The following is a 22,954-nucleotide window of genomic DNA, read 5'->3' on the forward strand; positions in this document are numbered from 1 at the left end:
CACTGTTTCGGAAGTGCCCATGCCTGCGACGGCCCACCCCCAACACCTTCACCTGACCCTGGCCAATGGCCTGCGGGTTTCCTTGCGCCATGCACCACGCTTGAGGCGTTGTGCCGCGATTTTACGGGTGCAGGCCGGCAGCCATGACGTGCCATTGGCGTGGCCGGGGTTGGCGCACTTCCTGGAACATCTGCTGTTTCTGGGCACTGAGCGTTTTCCCACAGGCGAAGGCTTGATGGCCTACGTGCAGCGTCACGGTGGGCAGGTCAATGCCAGCACCCGCGAGCGCGCTACGGACTATTTCTTTGAGTTGCCGGTGGCGAGTTTTACAGGTGGGCTGGAGCGTTTGGGCGACATGCTGGCCCATCCGCGCCTGGCGATCGATGACCAGTTGCGCGAGCGCGAGGTGCTGCATGCGGAGTTTGTCGCCTGGTCCCAGGATGCCGCGGCGCAGCAGCAGGTTGCACTGCTGGAAGGCTTGGCGGCGGATCATCCGTTGCGCGGCTTTCATGCGGGCAACCGAGACAGCCTGCCGGTTGAGCGTGAGACATTTCAACAAGCATTGCGGGAATTCCATACCCACTTCTATCAGAGCGGGCAAATGACCTTGAGCCTCGCCGGTCCGCATTCCCTGGCCGAACTGGAAGCACTGGCGCAGAGCTTCAGCGAGCAACTGACATCGGGACCGCTGCACCCTCAAACGTTTCCACCCGCCTTGATGCCCGACCCTATGCGCAGCTATCAGCACACTGCAGATGAACATTTGCATCATGTCATCGCCTGCAACGCACCACGCGAAGCCTTGGACTTTCTCTGCACCTGGCTCAACGCCTCGGCGCCCGGTGGTTTACTGGCCGAGCTGAAAGCCCAAGGGCTGGCTACCGCTCTGCAGGCGTCGGTGCTTTATCACTTCGCCGGACAAGCCGTGCTGGACGTCAATTTCACTCTCGGCTCTCAAGATGATACGGCGACACGCATTGAGGCACTTCTGCACGACTGGCTGAGCTTTTTCGCACACAGCGACTGGACTTCTCTGCGCGAAGAATTCGCGCTGCTATCCGCTCGCCAACAGCAAACCCAAGGCGCGCTGGCGTTGGCGCGAAATGACCGCGAAGATCTGTCTGAACAAGCTATCGCCAGCTTCAAGACCATGCTCGATTCATTGGGCTTGCCTGCGCCCCGACACACTTGGCAGCTCCCGCCGAACAACCCGTTCCTGCGTCCACCGGTAAAAGAAGAACGCGCCGGCCTGATTCGCGGCCAAACCAGTGCGCACCGGGGCTTGCGCACCTTTGCGCAGGATCGTTCACGGGGGCGGCGGGAGACAGCGGCACTGACCTTCAGCCAGGCGTTGCCCCAGGACAGCGACGAAGGTGCGTTGTATCTGCACTGGCGCTTCGAGTCCGCCGTGCCCGCCGGGCTGGAAAACACCTTGCAGCCGTTGCGCGAAAATGCGCGGCAGGCAGGGCTCGACATCTCATTGGAAACCATCGGCCATGATTGGCGGGTGACACTGGTCGGTCTTCACGAACTGATGCCCGCCGTGCTGGAAGCCCTGGCCCATCAACTGAGCCAGCCACTGGAAGCGCCACCGGCCACGACGCCGCTGATGGCTATTCGCGAACTGCTCAAGGCGCTGCCTGCTTGCTCGGTCGCAGCGGGCTCAGCAGTGCGTGAGGTGTCGTGGACGACCGCGCGCTGGCAAGGGATGGGGTTCGCTCTGCCTCGGGCATGTGAAGCGGCAGTCAAAACAGCCGCGGCGCGCCTGCCCGGGCAACCCGCAATCATCGAACACGCATTTGCGGCCATCGGCGGCCAGAACCTGTGGCACGAGGTGAACACCGAATCCAGTGAGGCGGCGGTGCTACTGTTCTGCCCGGCACCCACACAGTCCTTGGCCGACGAAGCGGCATGGCGCCTGCTCGGGCATCTGCTCCAGGGTCCGTTCTACCAGCGCCTGCGTGTTGAGCTGCAAATCGGCTACGCCGTTTTCAGTGGCATCCGACAGATCCAGGGCCAAACCGGGCTGCTGTTTGGCGTGCAATCCCCCAGCGTTTCCGTGGAAGGGATCGTTGATCATCTGCAGACCTTCCTGAAGCAACTGCCTGCGTTGATCGAAAACAGCACTGAATTGGGCAACGATTCACTGGCGCAGCAATTCGCCGCGCTGCCACTCGCGCAAGCCGCCGATCTGCTTTGGCACGCGCACCTTGCCGGCCATTCGTCGGGTTATCTGGATCAGCTTCAGCAGTTGATCCAAACCCGTACGCGTGAAGATTTATTGCTCGCCGCCGCCCAGCTCAACAACGCCACAGGCGGCTGGCGCTGCGTGGCGAACGGCCCGCGCATCTCGGACTTCTGGAAAACCGCAGGTTGATCATTGCCCAGTCTGCAACAGGCTTTTTCCATCAAGGTAGCGCTATCCTGAAAAGAATTAAGTAACATTCATACGCAATATCTGAACATCTCCTACTGGAGGTGGACTATATGTATGACTCAGTAGTGAACGTCCCATCCCTCCACAGGAGAATGAATATGACCTGGTCCAAACCTGCTTACACTGATCTGCGCATCGGCTTCGAAGTCACCATGTACTTCGCCAGCCGCTGATACGCCTGGTAATACAACGCCTCGGTTCGCCCGGGGCGTTTTTGTTTTGAGCTTTGCTTGATGGAGCGTCCATGTTTGTCCAGATTCTAGGTTCCGCCGCCGGCGGTGGCTTCCCGCAGTGGAACTGCAACTGCGTGAACTGCGCAGGTTTTCGCGACGGCAGCCTGCGGGCGCAGGCGCGCACTCAGTCGTCCATTGCTATTTCCGACGACGGTGTGAACTGGGTGCTGTGCAATGCCTCGCCAGACATCCGCGCGCAACTGCAAGGCTTCGCGCCGATGCAACCCGGCCGCGCCCTGCGGGATACCGGCATCAGCGCGATCATCCTGATGGACAGCCAGATCGACCACACCACCGGTCTCTTGAGCCTGCGCGAAGGCTGCCCGCATCAGGTGTGGTGCACCGACATGGTCCATGAAGACCTGAGCACCGGCTTCCCGCTGTTCACCATGCTGACCCACTGGAACGGCGGCCTGGCGTGGAACCGCATCGAGCTGGATACGAGCTTCACCATCCCGGCCTGCCCCAACCTGCGTTTCACCCCGCTGCCACTGCGCAGCGCCGCACCGCCCTATTCGCCGCACCGCTTCGACCCGCACCCCGGCGACAACATCGGCCTGATCGTCGAAGACCTGCGCACCGGCGGCAAACTGTTCTACGCCCCGGGCCTGGGCAAGGTCGACGCGCCGCTGCTGGAAATCATGGCCGGCAGCGACTGCCTGCTGGTGGACGGCACGATGTGGGATGACGACGAAATGCAGCGCCGTGGCGTCGGTACCCGCACCGGCCGCGAGATGGGCCACCTGGCGCAGAATGGCCCCGGCGGCATGCTGGAAGTGCTGGAGCAACTGCCCGAACAGCGCAAGGTGCTTATCCACATCAACAACACCAACCCGATCCTCGATGAAGATTCCCCCGAGCGCGCGGAACTGGTGCGGCGCAATGTCGAAGTGGCTTACGACGGCATGAGCATCGAATTGTAGGAGCTGACGAAATGACTGACACGCCGTTGACCACCACGGAATTTGAAGCCGCCCTGCGCGCCAAGGGCGCCTTCTACCATATTCATCACCCCTACCACGTGGCGATGTATGAGGGCCGCGCCAGCCGCGAGCAGATCCAGGGGTGGGTCGCCAACCGCTTCTACTACCAGGTGAACATTCCGCTGAAAGACGCCGCGATTCTGGCCAACTGCCCGGACCGCGAGGTCCGTCGCGAATGGATCCAGCGCCTGCTCGACCACGACGGCGCTCCCGGTGAAGACGGCGGCATCGAAGCCTGGCTGCGCCTGGGCCAGGCCGTAGGCCTGGACCCCGACCAACTGCGCTCCCAGGAACTGGTGCTGCCCGGCGTGCGTTTTGCGGTGGATGCCTACGTCAACTTCGCCCGTCGTGCCAGCTGGCAGGAAGCCGCCAGCAGCTCGCTGACCGAACTGTTCGCGCCGCAGATCCACCAGTCGCGTCTCGACAGCTGGCCGCAGCATTACCCGTGGATCGACCCGGCCGGTTATGAATATTTCCGCACCCGCCTCGGCCAGGCCCGGCGCGATGTGGAACACGGGTTGGCGATCACCCTGCAGCACTACACCACCCGTGAAGGCCAGGAGCGCATGCTGGAGATTCTCCAGTTCAAACTCGACATCCTGTGGAGCATGCTCGACGCCATGAGCATGGCCTACGAACTCAAACGCCCGCCCTATCACAGCGTGACCGACCAGCGGGTATGGCATAAGGGGATCACCCTATGAGCTTTGATCGCAGCAAAAAACCGGCCTGGCGTCAGGGCTATCGCTACCAGTACGAACCCGCGCAAAAGGGCCATGTGCTGCTCTACCCCGAAGGCATGATCAAGCTCAATGACAGCGCCGCGCTGATCGGCGGTTTGATCGACGGCGAGCGTGACGTGGCCGCCATCATCGCCGAACTGGACAAGCAGTTCCCCGGCGTGCCCGAGCTGGGTGAAGACATCGAGCAATTCATGGAGGTCGCCCGTGCAGAGCACTGGATTACCCTTGCCTGAAAAGCCCCCCGTTGGCCTGCCGCTGTGGCTGCTCGCCGAGCTGACTTACCGCTGCCCGCTGCAATGCCCGTACTGCTCCAACCCGCTGGACTTTGCCGAGCAAGGCAAGGAGCTGAGCACAGAACAGTGGTTCAAGGTGTTTCGTGAAGCGCGGGAGATGGGTGCCGCGCAGCTGGGCTTTTCCGGCGGCGAGCCGCTGGTGCGCCAGGACTTGGCCGAGTTGATCGCCGAAGCGCGCAAGCTGGGGTTCTACACCAACCTGATCACCTCCGGCATCGGCCTGACCGAGCAGAAAATCAGCGACTTCAAAAAGGCGGGCCTGGACCATATCCAGATCAGCTTTCAGGCCAGCGACGAACAAGTGAACAACCTGCTGGCCGGCTCGAAAAAAGCCTTCGCGCAAAAGCTGGAAATGGCCCGTGCGGTGAAGGCTCACGGCTATCCGATGGTGCTGAACTTTGTGACCCATCGGCACAATATCGACAAGATCGACCGTATCATCGAGCTGTGCATTGCACTGGAGGCGGATTTCGTCGAACTCGCCACCTGCCAGTTCTACGGCTGGGCGCAACTCAATCGTGTGGGGCTGTTGCCGACTCGAGAACAGTTGGTGCGCGCCGAGCGCATCACCAACGAATACCGCGCCAAACTGGAGGCCGAAGGCCACCCGTGCAAGCTGATCTTCGTCACGCCGGATTACTACGAAGAGCGCCCGAAAGCCTGCATGAACGGCTGGGGCAGTATTTTTCTGACAGTGACGCCGGACGGTACCGCCTTGCCGTGTCACGGCGCCCGACAGATGCCGGTGCAATTTCCGAATGTGCGCGATCACAGCATGCAACACATCTGGTACGACTCGTTTGGCTTCAACCGCTTTCGCGGCTACGACTGGATGCCCGAGCCGTGCCGGTCGTGTGACGAAAAGGAAAAGGACTTCGGTGGCTGCCGTTGCCAGGCTTTCATGCTCACGGGCGACGCCAGCAACGCCGACCCGGTGTGCAGCAAATCCGAGCAGCACGGCATCATCCTTCAGGCACGGGAAGAAGCCGAACACGCTACCCAGACCATCGAGCAACTGGCCTTTCGCAACGAGCGCAACTCACGGCTCATCGCGAAAGGCTGACGGGTTCAACGTTTGGCGATGATATACACCGCGTGCACGATGCCCGGAATGTAGCCGCACAAGGTCAGCAGAATATTCAGCCAGAACGCGCCGCCGAATCCTACTTGCAGGAACACACCCAGTGGCGGCAGCAGAATGGCGATGATGATACGAATGAAATCCATGGGGTCAGCTCCAGAAAGTCGGCTCGTGTGAGCCGTTAAGCTAATCGACCTTGGCGGTTTGTGAGGGTTCAGTGGAATCTGGCATTGCGCCATCCTTTAACCGACCCACAAAAAAAACGCCCCCAGCCAAAAGAATCAGGCTGGAGGCGCCGCGTATGCCGCGAGACGGTTCAGGAAACGGGGTGTTAAACAGCGATGCCCTTGCGGCATTGCAGTTGGGCGGTGCGCACGCGGGAGAAGGCACGAGCCAGGCGCAGGAGCATTTCGTCGATGTGGTTTTTGCTGACGTTAAGCGCCGGGGTAAAGCGCAAACAGTCGGGCTGCGGGGCGGTGAGGATCAGGCCTTCATGCAGCGCAGCCTTTACCACCGCATCCGCGGAATCATCCGACAAGGTCAGGCCCCACATCAGCCCGTTGCCGCGTAATTGGCCGTGGTCGTAACGGTAGGCCAGCCGGGCAAGGCCCTCACCCAGGTGCAAACCGGATTCGCGTATCTGCTGCAGAAAGCCGTTTTCCGTCACTGCGTCCAGCACTGCTACACCGGCGGACGCCATCAGCGCATTGCCGTGATGGGTGCCCTCCAGCTCGCCGACTTCAAAGCAACAGGCCTTGCCGCGCGCCAGCAACGCAGCCAAGGGCACGCCGCTGCCCAGGCCTTTGCCGAGGGTGATGATGTCGGCGCGCACACCGTACTGTTCTTCTGCCAGCAAGGAGCCGCAGCGGCCGACGCCGGTTTGCACTTCATCAAGGATCAGCAAAATGCCCAGCTCGCGGCACAGGCGCTCAACGCCCTTGAGGTAGTGCTCGGTCGCGGGGATCACACCGGCCGTGCCCTGAATCGGCTCCAGCAGGATCGCAACGGTTTGCGCGTCGACCGCGGCATGCAGCGCGGGCAAGTCGTTGAACGGCACATGGCTGAAGCCCGGCAATTGCGGTTCGAAACGATTGCCGGCAGCGCCCGCCGACGCGGCCATCGCGGCAAAACTGTGGCCATGACAACCACCGCTGGCCGTGATGATGTGGTGCGCGCCTGCGCGATGCAATTGGCCCCATTTGCGCGCGAGCTTGATCGCCGCTTCGCAGGCTTGCGCGCCGCTGTTGAGCAGGTACGCCTGGTCGCTGCCGGTGAGATGGCACAGGCGGTCGGCGAGGTTGAGTTGAGCGCGGTTGTACAGGCCACCTCCCGGGTTGATCAAGGTTTGCATCTGGGCGGTCAAGGCGTTGAGCACCACCGGTGAGCTGTGGCCGAGGCTGTTGGCGCCGCCGCCCTGACTGAAGTCCAGGTAGGCACGGTCGTCACTGTCCGACAGCCACGAGCCTTCGCCGCGTACGAAAACTTGCGGAGGGCGCGCCACCGTGGGCATCAGGCATTCGCTGGAGGGGTCCTCACGCGGCGTATCAAAAAGCAGATCGTCGAGGCTCGGTGCAGGACGGCGAAACAAGTTCACAGTTCACCTCCCGTGGCAACGGGACTTTGGTCGGTCACCCTTGTACAACCTGGCTGGAGATTGTTTGCCTTGCCTATGTAAACGCCATCAACATAAACGCTGTTCATTGCCCGATCCGGCCCTGTAAGCCCTGCGAATAGGCGCTAGACTAGGCCCCCGGGGGGCCTGCGGCCATTTCGATTTTCCAGCTTTTTCGATAAGTAAGGCTTATGGATTTCAAGCAACTGCGTTATTTCGTCGCGGTGTACGAGGAAGGCCACGTAGGCCGTGCTGCGGAGCGCTTATCGATCTCCCAGCCGGCGCTGTCACAACAGATTCGCCAACTGGAACAGAACCTGGATGTCAGCCTGTTCGAGCGCAGCAGCAAGCGCCTGTTGCCGACGCTGGCGGCGCACACCTTGTACAACCATGCGTTGCCATTGATCGACGGTATGCAGCAAGCGGTGGAGGCCCTGCGCAACTTCAAGGGCCAGGCGATGCGTACATTGGCCATTGGCGTACTGCAAACCGTGCACACCAGCCTGGTCCCGCAAATGCTCGAACGCGTGCGCAAGGCTCAGCCGCACCTGGTGGTACAGATTTACGAATTGACCGGGTTGGAGATCGAGCGGCGATTGCTCAACGGCTCACTGGATATCGGTATCAGCTACTTGCCACCGCGCCAGCCTGGCTTGACCGGCGTACTGCTGTACGAAGATGAGTTGAAGGTGGTCATCCCCGATGATCACCCACTGCGGGAATTCAAGAAAGTCTCACTGAAACAGGCGGCCGAATTGCCGATGTTGCTGCTGGGGGAGGAATTTCAGGTCCGGCAGATCTGGCAGGGCCAGTTGGCCAACCTGGGGCGGCGCCCGCAAGTACAGGCTGAGCTGAATACGATGGTGGGGATCCTCGACAGCCTGCCCCACACGAAACTGGCGACGGTGCTGCCGGGACGTTCCCAGGACGAGCACAACAGCAAGGCCCTGCTGTGGAAACCCTTGAGCGAACCGCGCGTGCCGCTGAAAGTGGGCCTGGTATGCCGCGATGTGCAACGCCAGCAGGCGACGGTGGCATTGCTGCGCACCTTGCTGGAAGACGTGATGAATGCCCCGCAGGCAGGCGCCTGACTTTTTTGCGGGCAAAAGAAAACCCCGCCGAAGCGGGGCTTTGCAGACTGTTTCCCTGACATCCATTTCACTCCGCCACCCTGGCAGAATCCTACGTGTCCGTGTTGTTGCTTTGCGCTTCCTGCGCGACGTCCATGTGAAGTAGATTATCCGTGGATCCAATTTGGCGATAGAGGACGAATAGCAGCACGTCATGTAAGAGATTGCTTACACGCCCTCCCCGCCATCAGAACTGAGCTTCATCCAGCAGGAACAGCGATTCGCTCCCGGCTTTCACCGAAGCACTCAACGAGTGAATGCGCGGCAGCAGACGGGCGAAGTAGAAACGCGCGGTGCCCAGTTTGCTGGCGTAGAAATCGTCCTCAGCCTCCTTGCCCAGCGCGGCCTTGGCCATGCGCGCCCACATATAGGCGTAAGCCACGTAGCCAAATGCGTGCAGGTATTCCACCGAGGCGGCACCGATTTCATTCGGGTCGGTCTTGGCGCGGTCGAGCACCCACGCGGTCAGTTCATCCAGGTTATCCACCGCCGCGCTGAGCGGCCGGGTGAATTCGCCCAGTTCTGCGCCGGCGGTGGCGATGAACTGGCGGATTTCATCCGCAAACAGGGTGTAGAACTTGCCCCCGCTGCCGACGATTTTGCGGCCCATCAAGTCGAGCGCCTGAATACCATTGGTGCCTTCGTAGATCTGCGTGATGCGCACATCACGCACCAGTTGCTCCTGGCCCCACTCGCGAATGTAGCCGTGCCCGCCAAACACTTGTTGGCCCAGCACCGTGGTTTCCAGGCCGAGGTCGCTGAGGAACGCCTTGGCGACCGGCGTCAGCAAGGCCACCAGGTTATCGGCGCGCTCGCGGGCGGCGGCATCTTCGCTGAACTTGGCGATGTCCAGTTGGGTCGCCACGTAGGTGGAGAACGCGCGTCCGCCTTCGTTCGCCGCCTTCATGGTCAGCAGCATGCGACGCACGTCCGGGTGCACGATGATCGGGTCGGCGACCTTGTCTTTAGATTTGGCGCCGGTCGGCGAGCGGCTTTGCAAGCGGTCCCGCGCGTACTCAATCGCGTTCTGATAGGAGCGCTCGCCGGACGCCAGCCCCTGGATGCCCACGCCCAAACGCTCGTAGTTCATCATGGTGAACATCGCCGCCAAACCACGGTTCGGCTCGCCCACCAGGAACCCCACGGCCTGGTCGAAGTTCATCACACAGGTCGCGGACGCCTGGATGCCCATTTTGTGTTCGATCGAGCCACAGCTCACCAGGTTGCGCGCACCCAGGCTGCCATCGGCATTGACCATGAACTTCGGCACCAGGAACAACGAAATCCCCTTGGGCCCGGCCGGCGCGTCCGGCAGCTTGGCCAGCACCAGGTGGATGATGTTTTCGGTGAGGTCGTGTTCGCCGCCGGTGATGAAGATCTTGGTGCCGCTGATGGTGTAGGAACCATCCGCTTGGGGCTCGGCCTTGGTGCGGATAATCCCCAGGTCAGTGCCGGCGTGCGCCTCGGTCAGGCACATGGAACCGGCCCACTCGCCGGAATACATCTTCGGCAGGTAGGTGGCCTTGAGTTCCTCACTGGCGTGGGTGTTGATCGACACGCAGGCGCCGGACGTCAGCATCGGGTACAGGCCGAATGCCAGGCTGGACGAGTTGATCATCTCTTCCACCTGGGCCGACACCGCCTTGGGCATGCCCATGCCGCCGAAGACCGGGTCACCGCCCACGCCCACCCAGCCACCTTCGGCGTAGGTTTTGTAGGCCTGTGGAAAACCGTCCGGCGTAAACACGGCGGTGTTGTCCCAACGGCAACCTTGTTCATCGCCGCCGCGGCTCAGCGGGGCGATGGACTTGGCGGTGACTTTGCCGGCTTCCTCGAGGATCGCCTCGACGGTTTCGGCATCTACGGTGTCTGCCAATGCCGGCAATTGGGCCCAAGTGTTGGCGACCTCAAAGACTTCATTGAGGACGAAGCGCATATCACGCAGCGGCGCTTTGTAATCAGCCATGGCAAACCTCGTGAGAACATGAAAAGTGATTCGGCAGGATCGGTTTTACAGGCCCCGAGTGTACCCGAACAACTTTTCAGACACATAGGGTCCTTTTGTGACTATTTAGTATTTATTAGTCATATCGCAATTCTAATGTGGCCTTGTGTGGGAGCTGGCTTGCTTGCGATGGCGTCACCTCGGTGGACCTGACAAACCGAGGTGCCCGCATCACAGGCAAGCCAGCTCCCACGTTTTGACCGCAGTGAATCAATCGCGCCTATAGGGCAAATAGCTGAGCAGGCAAGCTCATGAGGCATTCGCTGCCAGCCTCCACAGCGGCGCGATGTGTGGCCGTGCGCGGCAGCAGGCGTTTGAAATAGAAATCGCAGGTAGCCAGTTTGGCCCTGGCAAATTCGGCATCATCCTGATCTTGAGCCGCAATCGCCATGCGCAACCACAGGTAGGCGAGGATGATGTAGCCGCTGTACATCAAGTAATCCACGGCGGCCGCCCCCACCTCATCCGGGTTCTTCATCGCCGCCATGCCGATTTTCATGGTCAACTCGCCCCACTGCCCGTTCAGGTCATCAAGCTGCGCCACGTAAGCCTTGAGCTGCGGATGTTCGGCATTCGCCGCACAAAACTTGTGCACGATCCTGGTAAACCCGCGCAACAGTTTGCCCTGGCTGCCCAACACCTTGCGCCCCAGCAAATCGAGGGCCTGAATGCCGTTGGTGCCTTCATAGATCGGCGCAATCCGCGCATCACGCGCCAACTGCTCCATGCCCCATTCGCGGATGTAACCGTGGCCGCCGAAGATCTGCATGCCGTGGTTGGTCACCTCAAGGCCGGTGTCGGTCATGAAGGCTTTGCAGATGGGGGTGAGGAACGCCAGCAGGTCCTCGGCGTCCTGGCGCTCGGTGGCGTCGCCGCTCAGGTGTGCGGTGTCGAGCAGTTGCGCGGTGAAGTAGGTCAGCGCGCGGTTGCCTTCGTTGAAAGCCTTCATGGTCAGCAGCATGCGGCGCACATCGGGGTGCACGATGATCGGGTCGGCGGCTTTTTCCGGGGCTTTGGCACCGGTCAGCGAGCGCATTTGCAGGCGGTCGTTGGCGTATTGGATCGCGCCTTGAAAGCTCGCTTCACCATTGCACAGACCCTGCATGCCAGTGCCCAGGCGCGCGTGGTTCATCATGGTGAACATGCAATTGAGGCCCTTGTTCGCCTCGCCGATCAGAAAACCTTTGGCAGCGTCAAAATTCAACACGCAGGTGGCCGAGCCTTTGATGCCCATTTTGTGTTCGATGGAGCCGCAGTGCACCGCGTTGCGCTCACCCGAGTCGGCGAGGAACTTGGGCACGATAAACAGCGAAATGCCCTTGGTGCCCGCCGGCGCGTCCGGCAGCTTGGCCAGCACCAGGTGGATGATATTGGCGCTCATGTCGTGCTCGCCGGCAGAGATGAAAATCTTGCTGCCGGTGACCGCATAGCTGCCGTCCGCCTGGGGCACGGCACGGGTTTTGATCAAACCCAGGTCGGTGCCGCAATGGGCTTCGGTCAGGCACATGGTACCGGTCCACTCGCCCGCCGTGAGCTTGTTCAGGTAGGTGGATTTTTGCGCTTCGGTGCCATGGGCATGGATCGCCGTCATCGCGCCGTGGGTCAGCCCGGGGTACATACCCCAGGAGGTGTTGCTGGAGCCGATCATCTCGCTGAGCACCAGTCCCAGGGACGACGGCAAACCCTGGCCACCGTAGGCCGGGTCGGCCGCCAAACCGTGCCAGCCGCCTTCCACGTACTGTGCGAAAGCTTCCTTGAAACCTTTGGGCGTGGTGACCACACCATTGTCGAAATGGCAGCCCTCTTCGTCGCCGCTGCGGTTGAGCGGCGAGAGCACGTTTTCGCAGAATTTGGCGCCTTCTTCGAGGATCGCGTTGACCATGTCCGGGCTGGCGTCGGTCGCGCCCAGCGCCGCGTAATGGCCGTGAAAATCAAACACGTTGTCTATCAGAAAGCGCATGTCGCGCAGGGGAGCTTTGTACTCAGGCATGGCAATGTCTCCGGCAGCAGATGCCTTCAACCTACTGCCGGCCCGCGCCTCGGACAATCACTGTAGAACCGCTGAATACACCGCCATCACTCAACCGGCAGCGGCCTCCATGCGCACCGCGCCGCGACGGTTTTGCCCGGCCGCGACCACACAGTTACGCCCGGCGCCCTTGGCTGCATACAACGCCTGGTCGGCGGATTTGAGCACTTCTTCCGGCGTGCGTTGCTCGGCCTGGCGTTCGGCCACGCCGATGCTGACGGTCACCGACACGCTCGACGCACCGCTGCCCGCACGCCGCTGGCGACCTTGATGGTCGTCCTGCGGGCGGTCCGGATTACGCAGTTTGATGTCGTAGTCGGCGATGATCCCGCGGATTTCCTCCAGGTGCGGCATGCATTCATCCAGGGTCTTGCCGGCGAACACCACCGCGAACTCTTCACCGCCGTAGCGGTACGCCCGCCCGCCACCGTTGACCCTGGACAGCTTGCTCGCCACCAGGCGCAGCACTTGGTCACCCACGTCGTGGCCATGGGTGTCGTTAAAGCGCTTGAAGTGGTCAACGTCAGTCATCGCCAACACGTAATTGCGCCCCAGCCGCTGCATGCGTTCATTGAGCGCGCGTCGCCCCGGCAGGCCGGTGAGTTCGTCGCGGAACGCCATCTGGTAGGCCTCGTGGGCCACACCGGCGGCAATCATCAGCATCACCTGGCTGCACATGATGTTCAGGGTAAACGGCAGGATGAACGTTTGCGGCAACATCCAGAACAACCCCAGCAAACCAACCAGTTGCGCCGCGTGCAACGGGCGCGGCTGGTACCAGTACTGCGCGGCCAGGGTCAAAAAGCCAATCAGGAACATCGGGTATGAAAGCTGGATCAGGCTCATCCAGCTGCCATGCAGCGCGGGCCAGCGAATCTCGGCCAGCCAGCTCAGCACGGCCTGGGGATAACTTTGCTCAAGGGCCAGCGCCACACTGCCGACCGCCAGCAGCACCGCACAGCGGGCGATGAAGTCGCGGAACAGGTGGGTTTTTTCCTGCCACAGCGCGTAAATGCTGAACAGCAACGGCAGCAGCAGGCAGCACAGGTGAAACACCACGGCGGCGTCTTCGCGGACGCGGCCATTGTCGCGGTAGAAATCGGTTTGGGTGTCCAGCAGGAAATACACGATGTACACGGTGATCATCAGAAACAGCTCACGCTGGCGCCGATAGACCGCGCAATACGAACCGCCGAGCAACAGCACCAGGGTCGGCAGCACATTGAAAAGCGAGGTGAAGAACACGTTGAGGTCTTTGACGTATGCAGCCGACAGCCCGGCCAGCAAAAGCAGCAGTGACGGTAGGAAATGGCTGAAACGTAGAGCGGACACGCGTGACAAGGGTAAAGCTCCGACCCGCCAGATAGATGGCACAGTGCCTTCATTGCGCACAGTTAAGCACATTCAATGTGACCTGTATCACATTGCCATCACTGTAACGGCAGCCAACGGCAATCCCTGAGCGCCACGCTGCGTTTTTTCTCGCCCATAAAAAAACCGCCGCGTCCCGGGGAAGCGGCGGTTTCTCAAGAGAACCCGGAAGGCTTAGTAAGCCAGGCCGAAGTTTTCTTCGTTCATGTCCATCAGGTTGTTCGCGCCCGACAGCATGGTAGCTTTATGGGCCAGGGTTCGCGGCAGGATGCGCTGGAAGTAGAAGCGCGCAGTCTGCAACTTGGCGGTGTAGAAAGCCTCTTCGGTGGTGCCGGCCGCCAGTTTCTCGGCTGCCAGGCGCGCCATGTCGGCCCAGAAGTAAGCCAGGCACGCGTAGCCGGAGTACATCAGGTAGTCCACCGAGGCGGCACCGACTTCTTCGCGGTCCTTCATCGCGGCCATGCCGACCTTCATGGTCAACTCGCCCCACTCTTTGTTCAGTGCTGCCAGTGGTGCAACGAACTCTTTGACCGCTTCGTTGCCTTCGTTGGCCTGGCAGAACTTGTGCACGATCTTGGTGAAGCCCTTGAGTGCCTCGCCCTGGGTCATCAGCACTTTGCGGCCCAGCAGGTCGAGGGCCTGGATGCCGGTGGTGCCTTCGTACAGCATCGAAATGCGGCTGTCGCGAACGTTCTGCTCCATGCCCCACTCGGCGATGAAGCCGTGGCCGCCGTAGATCTGCACGCCGTGGTTGGCGGACTCAAAACCGACTTCGGTCATGAACGCCTTGGCGATCGGCGTCATGAACGCCAGCAGGCCGTCAGCCTGTTTCCTGGCTTCGTCGTCGGTGCCGTATTTGACGATGTCCACTTGCTTGGCGGTGAAGTACACCATCGCGCGGTTGCCTTCGGCGAAGGCTTTCATGGTCAGCAGCATGCGGCGCACGTCAGGGTGCACGATGATCGGGTCAGCGGCTTTGTCTGGCGCTTTCGGGCCGGTCAGGGAGCGCATTTGCAGGCGGTCGCGAGCATATTTCAGGCCGCCCTGAAAGCCGATCTCGGCGTGGGACAAGCCTTGCAGCGCGGTGCCCAGGCGAGCGGTGTTCATAAAGGTGAACATGCAGTTCAGGCCTTTGTTCGCCGGGCCGATCAGGAAACCGGTGGCCGCGTCGAAGTTCATCACGCAGGTGGCGTTGCCGTGGATGCCCATCTTGTGTTCCAGCGAGCCACAGGTCACAGCGTTGCGTGCGCCAATCGAACCGTCGGCGTTCGGCAGGAACTTCGGCACGATAAACAGCGAGATGCCTTTGGTGCCGGCCGGTGCGTCCGGCAGGCGGGCCAGTACGATGTGGACGATGTTGTCGGCCATGTCGTGTTCGCCGGCCGAGATGAAGATCTTGGTGCCGGAAACTTTGTAGGAACCGTCGGCCTGAGGCTCGGCCTTGGTGCGCAGCATGCCCAGGTCGGTGCCGCAGTGCGGCTCGGTCAGGCACATGGTGCCGGTCCATTCGCCCGACACCAGCTTGGTCAGGTAGGCCTCTTGCTGCTCAGGAGTGCCGTGCTCGGAAATGGTGTTCATCGCACCGTGGGACAGGCCCGGGTACATGCCCCACGACCAGTTGGCGGCGCCGACCATTTCGCTCACCGCCAGGCCCAGGGATTCCGGCAGGCCCTGGCCACCGTGCTCCACGTCGTGGGCCAGGCTTGGCCAGCCGCCTTCGACGAATTGTTTGTAGGCTTCTTTGAAACCGGTAGGGGTCTTAACGCCTGACTCGCTCCAGGTGCAACCTTCGATGTCACCCACGCGGTTCAACGGTGCCAGCACTTGCTCACAGAACTTGGCGCCTTCCTGAAGGATGGCGTCAACCATGTCCGGGGTAGCGTCCTGGCAAGCCGGCAGGCTCTGATAGTGCGCTTCATAACCGAGCAGTTCGTCACGAACGAAGCGAATATCACGCAAGGGGGCCTTGTAGTCAGGCATAGCGATAAACCTCTGCTGATGTATCTGGGATGAACAACCGCGTGGATGAGTGATGGCGGTCAAACAGGTGTTTGAAACATACGTTTACGACCTGGGGATGTCAAGCGTCGTCCTGAAGCCGTTTGTCATGACATGAATCAACCCCAGGCACGGCAAGGCCTGCGGCGCGATGCCACGTCAAAAAGGAGTTTAGGAGTTCTGCGGGGTGACGCAGGGCAAATGTGGGAGCTGGCTTGCCTGCGATGCAGACGCAGAGGTGTATCAGGAAGATTGAGTCGATACCATCGCAGGCAAGCCAGCTCCCACAGAAAGCGAGAGCCAGCGCATAGGTAGATTAAGCGTAGGTGTCGATCAACGTACCGAGCATTTCATCCGAAGCCTTGGCGACTTTTGCGCCCAGCTCCACTTGAAACTTGCCCTGGGCCATTTCGACCATGTTGCTCGCCGAATTGGACGGCTGGGCGCGATCGTTGGCTTGCAAGCGATCACTTTGTGCATCCGAGGGCTGGGTCGTCGCGGTACCGGCGATTTTGCCGGCCGCCTGGTCGACACGGTTCTGCCCGGTCTGAATGCTGCTCAGCCCCGAATAAAACGCGCTGCTTCCAGAGATTTCCATGGCGTAAGCCTGCCTTTAGAGAATCGTGAATATGAATTGAAGCAGACAACCCGGCGAAACGCCCGTCAAAAACACTAATGGCATAATGCCTTAGCGATAGCCAAAATCAGTCAAGCAGGTCCAATTCCAGGTACTCGGCCACCGCTTCGGCCCCGGCCTGCTTGAGTTTCGGCACGCGCCCCAGGCACGGCGCCGGCAAGCGTTCAGCCAGGGTGGCAAGGTTTTCTTCCAGACGAGAGGTCTTGGGGTCGATGATATTCGCCACCCAGCCTGCCAATACCAGGCCGTCCCGCGCGATGGCCTCGGCCGTGAGCAAGGCATGGCTGATACAGCCCAGGCGCACGCCCACCACCAGAATCACCGGCAGCTTGAGCGCCATGGCCAGGTCCGACAGGTTGCTCTGATCGGCCAGCGGCACGCGCCAGCCGCCCGCCCCTTCGATCAAGGTGAAATCCGCCTGAAGCGCCAGAATCCGCTGCATGGGTTTGAGCAGTGATTGCACGGTCAGCGCCACGCCCGCTTCGCGCGCGGCCAAATGGGGTGCAATGGCGGGCTCGAACGCCACCGGGTTGACCTCGTCATACGTCAGCGGCAACGAACATTCAGCCAGCAACGCCAGGGCATCGCTGTTGCGCAGGCCTTTGCTCGTCAACTGGCAGCCCGACGCCACAGGCTTTCCGGCGGCAGTGCTCTTGCCCGCCAGCCGTGCGGCATGCAGCAGGCCGGCGGCGACGGTGGTCTTGCCGACATCCGTATCGGTGCCGGTGATGAAGTAAGCGGCGCTCATAGCGGTTTCTCCAGTACGGCGTATACCACCTGGTAAGTGGCAGGCAGGCCCTTGGCCTGACGGAACTGCTCGTAGGCGTCCACCAGTGCAACAATCCGCGCGCGGCCCGTCAACCCTCCCGGCCGACCCGGGTTGAGGTTATGCGCGCCCAGCGCTTTGAGTTCGTGGGTCAGGCTGCGCACATCCGGGTAGTGCAGCACGTGGGGCTGACGCTCCAGGCTGCGCACGCGCAAACCGCTGTTGGCGCACAGCTGTTGGTAGGCCTCGAAAGTGCGGAAGCGGTTGACGTGCACCAGGCCGTCGGCCGCGCGCCAGCTTTCCCGCAGTTCATCCAGCGTGCCCACGCACAGGCTCGCGAAGGCGAATACACCGCCGGGCTGCAGTACGCGATAAGCCTCGCTGAGCACGGCGTCGAAGTTCGCACACCATTGCACCGCCAGGCTGGAGAAGATCAGCCCGCAGCTTTCGCCCTGCAACGGCAGGCGCTCGGCATCACCGGCGATGAAATGCTCGGCGCCGCCCAGTGGCCGCGCGTGGTTGAGCATGCCTTCGGCAATATCCAGCGCCACGCCCTGGCTGGCGGGCAGGCGCTCAGCGAGCACGCGGCTGAAAAAACCCGTGCCGCACCCGAGGTCCAGCCAGCGTTGCGGATCGATTGCAGCGGGAAGACGAGCCAACAATTCATGGCCCACCGCGCGTTGCAGTTCGGCCACGCTGTCGTAGCTGGCGGCCGCACGGGAAAAGGACGCCGCCACCTGGCGCTTGTCCGGCAAGGCGCCCGGCAGTGGGGGGTGGGCTAAATCAGTCATCAACACACTCATGCAAAAAAGCCTGGATGGCCCCGGCAACACCGTGGGGGTCTTCCAGTAGAAAAGCGTGACCGGTCTGCTCAATCAGACCGATTTCAACATCCGGCAACAAAGCCAGCAGATCACTGGCCGCCTCGGCGGGCACCAGGCCGTCCAGCCCGGCGAACAGGTGCAACTGCGGGCCGCGGTAGGCGAGCAAGGCGTCGCGCGTGTCCAGTTGGGCGAGCAGCTCCAGGCCGGGCATCAACACGCTGGAAGGCGCCGTCGGCGCCCCGCTGACCAGCAGGCGCGACAGCCCGCGCGGGTCTTCGCCGCCCTTGGCACACAGCAGTCCGAAACGTTTAAGGGTGACCTGGGAGTCGGCGTGGCATCCGGCGAGGAACGCGTCGAAGGTTTCGGCCGGCATCGCATTCGGCCAGCCGTCGTGGGCGACAAAACACGGGTTGCTCGCCAGCGTCAGCAGGCCGCAGCAACGCTCGCCGCGCCGCGCCGCCAGCTCGGAGGCGAGCATGCCGCCCAGTGACCATCCGCCTAGCCAGGCGTTGTCCGGCAGCGTGGCGTCGAGTTCGTCGAGCCATTCATTCAGGTCGCTGGAATCGAGCACAGGCAAGGGCTCGATATGCACCTGCAGATGTTCGTCAAGCCCGCGCAAGGCGGCGGCCAAAGGCTCCAGCGGCGAAACGCCGAGGCCCCAGCCGGGCAGCAGGATCAATCGGTCACGCATGGTCGGGCTCCGTAATGCTTAACAACCGGAAACACTCCTCCAATGCGTTTAACAATAGCTGCACCTGCGCTGCGCTGTGGGCCGCCGTCAGCGTCACGCGCAACCGTGCGCTGCCGGCGGGCACGGTCGGCGGGCGAATAGCGGTCACCATCAACCCACGCTCGCGCAGCATCTGCGACAGGCGCACTGCCTTGGCGCTGTCGCCGATCAGAATGGGCTGGATCGGCGTGAAGCTGTCCATCAGGTCCAGGCCCAACTGCTCCGCGCCTTGGCGGAACTGGCGGATCAATCCATTCAGATGCTCGCGGCGCCAATGCTCGGTGCGCAACAGCTCCAGGCTTTTCAGCGTGGCGCAGGCCAGCGCGGGCGGTTGGCTGGTGGTGTAAATGTAGGGCCGGGCGAACTGGATCAGGCTTTCGACCAGCTCTTCACTGCCCGCCACAAACGCCCCGGCGGTGCCGAAGGCTTTGCCGAGGGTGCCGACCAATACCGGCACATCCTCCTGACTCATGCCGAAATGCTCGACGATACCGCCGCCGTTCGCCCCCAGCGGACCGAAGCCATGGGCATCGTCCACCATCAACCAGGCACCTTTGGCACGGGCCTCTCGGGCGAGCGCCGGCAAGTCGGCCAGGTCGCCGTCCATGCTGAACACACCGTCGGTGACCACCAGCGTATTGCCGGTGGCTTTCTCAAGACGTTTGGCCAGGCTGTCGGCGTCGTTGTGCAGGTAGCGGTTGAACCGCGCGCCGGACAGCAAACCGGCATCCAGCAACGAGGCGTGATTGAGGCGGTCTTCCAGCACCGTGTCGCCCTGCCCCACCAGCGCGGTCACCGCGCCGAGGTTGGCCATATAACCGGTGGTAAACAGCAACGCACGCGGGCGCCCGGTCAGGTCGGCCAGGGCTTCTTCCAGCTCATGGTGCGGCGTGGCGTGGCCGACCACCAAGTGCGAGGCGCCACCGCCCACGCCCCAACGGGACGCCCCGGCGCGCCAGGCTTCGATCACGTGCGGGTGGTTGGCCAGGCCCAGGTAGTCGTTGTTGCAGAAGGCGAGCAAGGGCTGGCCGTCGACCACCACTTGCGGGCCTTGGGGGCTGTCCAGCAGCGGGCGCTGGCGATAAAGGTGTTCGGCACGGCGGGCAGCGAGGCGCGCGGCGAGATCGAAAGACATGCTGGCCTCGGGTAGGTCTGGGTGAACACAGCCTCAATGTGGGCTGGTTTGTGTGGGAGCTGGCTTGCCTGCGATAGCATCACCACTGTGTAACTGACACACCGAGGTGCCTGCATCGCGGGCAAGCCAGCTCCCACATAAGCCCGCTCCCACATTTGGAATGCATTCCAAATGGAAGAGTTGGCGTCAAACCACGGCGTTATAGAACTGCTCGCTGCTTTTCTGCTCCACCAACGCCTGCTCGATCGCCGCCTGATGCACTTCATCGGCGTGCTCTTCACGGGCTTCCGGCAAAATTCCCAGGCGCGAGAACAGCTGCATGTCCTTATCGGCCTGCGGGTTGGCGGTGGTCAGCAGTTTGTCGCCGTAGAAAATCGAGTTGGCACCGGCAAAGAACGCCAGGGCCTGCATCTGTTCGTTCATCGCCTCGCGGCCGGCCGACAGGCGCACGTGGGATTGCGGCATCAGGATGCGCGCCACGGCCAGCATGCGGATGAAGTCGAACGGGTCGATGTCTTCGGCGTTTTCCAGCGGTGTTCCGGCCACTTTCACCAGCATGTTGATCGGCACCGATTCCGGATGCTCCGGCAGGTTGGCCAGCTGAATCAGCAGGTTGGCGCGGTCGTCGAGGGACTCGCCCATGCCGAGGATGCCGCCCGAGCAGATTTTCATCCCCGAATCGCGCACGTAAGCCAGGGTTTGCAGGCGCTCGCTGTAGGTACGGGTGGTGATGATGCTGCCGTAGAACTCCGGCGAGGTGTCGAGGTTGTGGTTGTAGTAGTCCAGGCCGGCCTGGGCCAGGGCTTCGGTCTGGTCCTGGTCGAGACGGCCAAGGGTCATGCAGGTTTCCAGGCCCATGGCCTTCACGCCTTTAACCATTTGCAGCACGTAGGGCATGTCTTTGGCCGACGGGTGTTTCCAGGCGGCGCCCATGCAGAAGCGCGTGGAGCCGATGGCCTTGGCGCGGGCAGCCTCTTCGAGGACCTTCTGCACTTCCATCAGCTTTTCTTTTTCCAGGCCAGTGTTGTAGTGGCCCGACTGCGGACAATATTTGCAATCTTCCGGGCAGGCGCCGGTTTTGATCGACAGCAAGGTCGACACCTGCACACGGTTAGCGTCGAAATGTGCGCGGTGCACGGTCTGCGCCTGGAACAACAGGTCATTGAAGGGCTGCACGAACAGCGCTTTGACTTCGGCTAGAGACCAATCGTGACGCAGGGTGGCAGAGGTGCTGGCGCTCATGGGCGATTCCTTGATTATGCTTGGGCTTACGCGGTGGGAAAGGCAATACCCACAGTCACGACACGGATGCTCGGCATATTTAAGGAAGATTCATGCACTGTCAACCAGACTACAAACAGCAGGTTTACATCTGGCTAAAAAACAACCAATTCTGTTTAATTTGTGATGAAGCCGCCGAATCAGCCGATTGTGTGTGCAACGTCTGCGAAACCGAGCTGCCGTGGCTGATGGCGCACTGCGAGGTCTGCGCCCTGCCCTTGCCAATGGAAGGCCTGACCTGCGGCCAATGCCAAAAAAAACCGCCGGCCTATAAACAAGTGATTGCTCCCTGGACCTACAGCTTTCCGGTCGACACCCTGATCAGCCGCTTCAAGCACCAGTCACTCTGGCCCCTCGGCCATCTGCTCTCGCGCTTGCTGGGGCAGCATTTGCAGCACCGCTTCGACAACACCGAACTCGGCCGCCCCGACTGCCTGCTGCCGGTACCCATGGCGCGCAAACGCCTGCGTGAACGCGGTTTCAACCAGGCGCAAATGCTGGCGCGCTGGCTCAGTGAACGCCTGGCCATCCCTCACGATGAACACCTGTTGCTGCGCCCCCATGACACCGTCGCGCAACAGGTGCTTGATGCCAAATCCCGCCAGCGCAACCTGCTCAGGGCCTTCGCGCTCGTACCCGGCGCCCGGGTAGAGGGTCGCCACTTCGCTCTGGTGGACGACGTGTTGACCACCGGCGCCACCGCCCACAGCCTCGCCCGACTTTTAATGGACGCCGGCGCGCGCCAGGTCGACGTGTATTGCCTGGCCCGCACGCCAAAACCGGGCGCGTGACTTGACTCCAGTGCGCCACGCCTGCAACGTCCGCTGACCTTATCGAAGCGTAACCCCATGTCTCTGCCGACCTCACTCAGCCAACACATCATCCGCCGCCCCCAGCGCATTGCCCTGCTGGCGCACATCGCCGAGCAAGGCTCGATCACCCGCGCCGCGAAAAGCGCCGGTTTGAGTTACAAGGCTGCGTGGGACGCCATCGATGAGCTGAACAACCTCGCGCAAAAACCGCTGGTGGAACGCAGTGTCGGCGGAAAAGGCGGCGGTGGCGCCAGACTCACCGCCGAAGGTGAACGCGTGTTGCGTCTGTATCAGCGCCTGCAAGTGTTGCAGGCCGAGATATTGGGCTCGGACGAAGATGCCAGTGACTTCAACCTGCTGGGCCGCTTGATGTTGCGCACCAGCGCGCGCAACCAATTGCACGGTCAGGTCGTCGCCGTCGACAGCCATGGCCGCAACGATGTGATCCGCCTGCAGTTGGCCGGCGGCCTGACGCTCGACGCGCAAATCACCCACGACAGCACGCAGCGACTGGAGCTGGAGCCCGGCGTGGAAGTCATTGCATTGATCAAGGCCGGCTGGCTGGAATTGCTCGCAGTCGGGCACCCCGCAACACCTGGACACAATTGCATGGGCGGCCTTATCGACGCGATTCTCGACGCCGATGACGGCCCGCGCGAAGTGCGCATTGCCCTGCCCAACGGCCTGGTGTTGTGCGCTCTGGCGCAGCCCGCCGCGCTCAAGGCGTTGGGCGCCGCAGAAGGCCTGCCGATTCAGGTGCAGTTCGCGCCCAGCAACGTGTTGCTCGGAACCCCCGTGTAGCGCTGACGCCGCCTTCAAACTGCAACAATTTCGTCACGAGGGCTCCTTAAGGT

Annotated in this window: 21 protein-coding genes; 9 read left to right on the forward strand and 12 right to left on the reverse strand. The window is 61.9% G+C overall.

Going from position 1 to position 22,954, the window contains the following annotated elements; translation table 11 throughout:
• Positions 1–19: 19 nt before the first annotated feature.
• The 6 genes from pqqF (at position 20) to pqqE (ending at position 5,752) form a co-directional block, all read left to right on the forward strand.
• Positions 20–2,377, forward strand: coding sequence for a pyrroloquinoline quinone biosynthesis protein PqqF (gene pqqF / locus ATI14_RS04090; RefSeq protein WP_031320079.1), 2,358 nt, complete (start codon positions 20–22; stop codon positions 2,375–2,377).
• 158 nt (positions 2,378–2,535) lie between these two features.
• Positions 2,536–2,610 carry a pyrroloquinoline quinone precursor peptide PqqA gene (pqqA, locus tag ATI14_RS04095; protein ID WP_003194766.1) on the forward strand — a complete coding sequence of 25 codons (75 nt, stop codon included), beginning with the start codon at positions 2,536–2,538 and terminating at the stop codon, positions 2,608–2,610.
• A 71-nt stretch (positions 2,611–2,681) separates the two neighbouring features.
• Positions 2,682–3,593: a pyrroloquinoline quinone biosynthesis protein PqqB gene (pqqB, locus tag ATI14_RS04100; protein WP_016972366.1), complete on the forward strand. Its 912-nt coding sequence runs from the start codon at positions 2,682–2,684 to the stop codon at positions 3,591–3,593.
• A gap of 11 nt (positions 3,594–3,604) precedes the next feature.
• The gene (gene pqqC / locus ATI14_RS04105; protein WP_016972365.1) at positions 3,605–4,357 is read left to right on the forward strand and encodes a pyrroloquinoline-quinone synthase PqqC; all 753 of its coding nucleotides are present in this window, start codon (positions 3,605–3,607) and stop codon (positions 4,355–4,357) included.
• Complete coding sequence (gene pqqD / locus ATI14_RS04110) at positions 4,354–4,629, forward strand: pyrroloquinoline quinone biosynthesis peptide chaperone PqqD (RefSeq protein ID WP_016972364.1); 276 nt, start codon at positions 4,354–4,356, stop codon at positions 4,627–4,629. Before pqqC ends, pqqD begins: the two co-directional genes overlap by 4 nt.
• The gene (pqqE, locus tag ATI14_RS04115) at positions 4,622–5,752 is read left to right on the forward strand and encodes a pyrroloquinoline quinone biosynthesis protein PqqE (protein WP_016972363.1); all 1,131 of its coding nucleotides are present in this window, start codon (positions 4,622–4,624) and stop codon (positions 5,750–5,752) included. Before pqqD ends, pqqE begins: the two co-directional genes overlap by 8 nt.
• Before the next feature lie 5 nt (positions 5,753–5,757).
• On the opposite strand, the gene ATI14_RS04120 is transcribed toward pqqE, so the two are convergent.
• The gene (locus ATI14_RS04120) at positions 5,758–5,916 is read right to left on the reverse strand and encodes a YqaE/Pmp3 family membrane protein (protein ID WP_003228885.1); all 159 of its coding nucleotides are present in this window, start codon (positions 5,914–5,916) and stop codon (positions 5,758–5,760) included.
• Between the two features lie 185 nt (positions 5,917–6,101).
• Complete coding sequence (locus tag ATI14_RS04125; protein ID WP_080520441.1) at positions 6,102–7,364, reverse strand: aspartate aminotransferase family protein; 1,263 nt, start codon at positions 7,362–7,364, stop codon at positions 6,102–6,104.
• 209 nt (positions 7,365–7,573) lie between these two features.
• Here ATI14_RS04125 and ATI14_RS04130 point away from each other — a divergent pair, with 209 nt between their 5' ends.
• Positions 7,574–8,473, forward strand: a complete 900-nt coding sequence (locus ATI14_RS04130; RefSeq protein WP_017253659.1) for a LysR family transcriptional regulator — start codon at positions 7,574–7,576, stop codon at positions 8,471–8,473.
• Between the two features lie 226 nt (positions 8,474–8,699).
• Here the strand turns inward: ATI14_RS04130 and ATI14_RS04135 are convergent, their stop codons facing one another.
• The 10 genes from ATI14_RS04135 to bioB form a co-directional block, all read right to left on the reverse strand.
• The gene (locus ATI14_RS04135; RefSeq protein ID WP_016974149.1) at positions 8,700–10,478 is read right to left on the reverse strand and encodes an acyl-CoA dehydrogenase C-terminal domain-containing protein; all 1,779 of its coding nucleotides are present in this window, start codon (positions 10,476–10,478) and stop codon (positions 8,700–8,702) included.
• A gap of 259 nt (positions 10,479–10,737) precedes the next feature.
• Positions 10,738–12,507 carry an acyl-CoA dehydrogenase C-terminal domain-containing protein gene (locus ATI14_RS04145; RefSeq protein ID WP_016974150.1) on the reverse strand — a complete coding sequence of 590 codons (1,770 nt, stop codon included), beginning with the start codon at positions 12,505–12,507 and terminating at the stop codon, positions 10,738–10,740.
• Between the two features lie 90 nt (positions 12,508–12,597).
• Complete coding sequence (locus ATI14_RS04150; protein WP_026082922.1) at positions 12,598–13,887, reverse strand: GGDEF domain-containing protein; 1,290 nt, start codon at positions 13,885–13,887, stop codon at positions 12,598–12,600.
• Between the two features lie 204 nt (positions 13,888–14,091).
• On the reverse strand, positions 14,092–15,897 hold the full coding sequence (locus ATI14_RS04155; protein WP_016974152.1) for a phenylacyl-CoA dehydrogenase: 1,806 nt from the start codon (positions 15,895–15,897) through the stop codon (positions 14,092–14,094).
• Positions 15,898–16,231: 334 nt separating this feature from the next.
• Entirely contained in the window at positions 16,232–16,513 is a 282-nt protein-coding gene (locus ATI14_RS04160) for a hypothetical protein (RefSeq protein ID WP_016974153.1), read from the reverse strand.
• 106 nt (positions 16,514–16,619) lie between these two features.
• Complete coding sequence (bioD, locus tag ATI14_RS04165) at positions 16,620–17,300, reverse strand: dethiobiotin synthase (RefSeq protein ID WP_016974154.1); 681 nt, start codon at positions 17,298–17,300, stop codon at positions 16,620–16,622.
• Positions 17,297–18,109, reverse strand: a complete 813-nt coding sequence (gene bioC, locus ATI14_RS04170) for a malonyl-ACP O-methyltransferase BioC (protein ID WP_016974155.1) — start codon at positions 18,107–18,109, stop codon at positions 17,297–17,299. The genes bioD and bioC overlap by 4 nt, the downstream gene beginning before the upstream one ends.
• Entirely contained in the window at positions 18,102–18,833 is a 732-nt protein-coding gene (locus ATI14_RS04175) for an alpha/beta fold hydrolase (protein WP_016974156.1), read from the reverse strand. The genes bioC and ATI14_RS04175 overlap by 8 nt, the downstream gene beginning before the upstream one ends.
• Positions 18,826–20,007 (reverse strand): 8-amino-7-oxononanoate synthase, encoded by a 1,182-nt coding sequence (gene bioF / locus ATI14_RS04180; RefSeq protein ID WP_016974157.1) that lies wholly within the window; start codon positions 20,005–20,007, stop codon positions 18,826–18,828. The genes ATI14_RS04175 and bioF overlap by 8 nt, the downstream gene beginning before the upstream one ends.
• A 186-nt stretch (positions 20,008–20,193) precedes the next feature.
• A complete protein-coding gene (gene bioB / locus ATI14_RS04185) occupies positions 20,194–21,249 on the reverse strand; it encodes a biotin synthase BioB (protein WP_016974158.1) in 1,056 nt (351 codons plus the stop codon).
• Between the two features lie 92 nt (positions 21,250–21,341).
• Between bioB and ATI14_RS04190 the strand changes: the two genes are divergently transcribed.
• Together ATI14_RS04190 and ATI14_RS04195 are read left to right on the forward strand one after the other, a co-directional pair.
• Positions 21,342–22,079 (forward strand): ComF family protein, encoded by a 738-nt coding sequence (locus ATI14_RS04190; protein WP_016974159.1) that lies wholly within the window; start codon positions 21,342–21,344, stop codon positions 22,077–22,079.
• Positions 22,080–22,136: 57 nt separating this feature from the next.
• Complete coding sequence (locus tag ATI14_RS04195) at positions 22,137–22,901, forward strand: TOBE domain-containing protein (RefSeq protein WP_016974160.1); 765 nt, start codon at positions 22,137–22,139, stop codon at positions 22,899–22,901.
• The last annotated feature ends 53 nt before the right edge of the window (positions 22,902–22,954 follow it).

Source organism: Pseudomonas tolaasii NCPPB 2192, assembly GCF_002813445.1.
Lineage (GTDB): Bacteria > Pseudomonadota > Gammaproteobacteria > Pseudomonadales > Pseudomonadaceae > Aquipseudomonas > Aquipseudomonas tolaasii.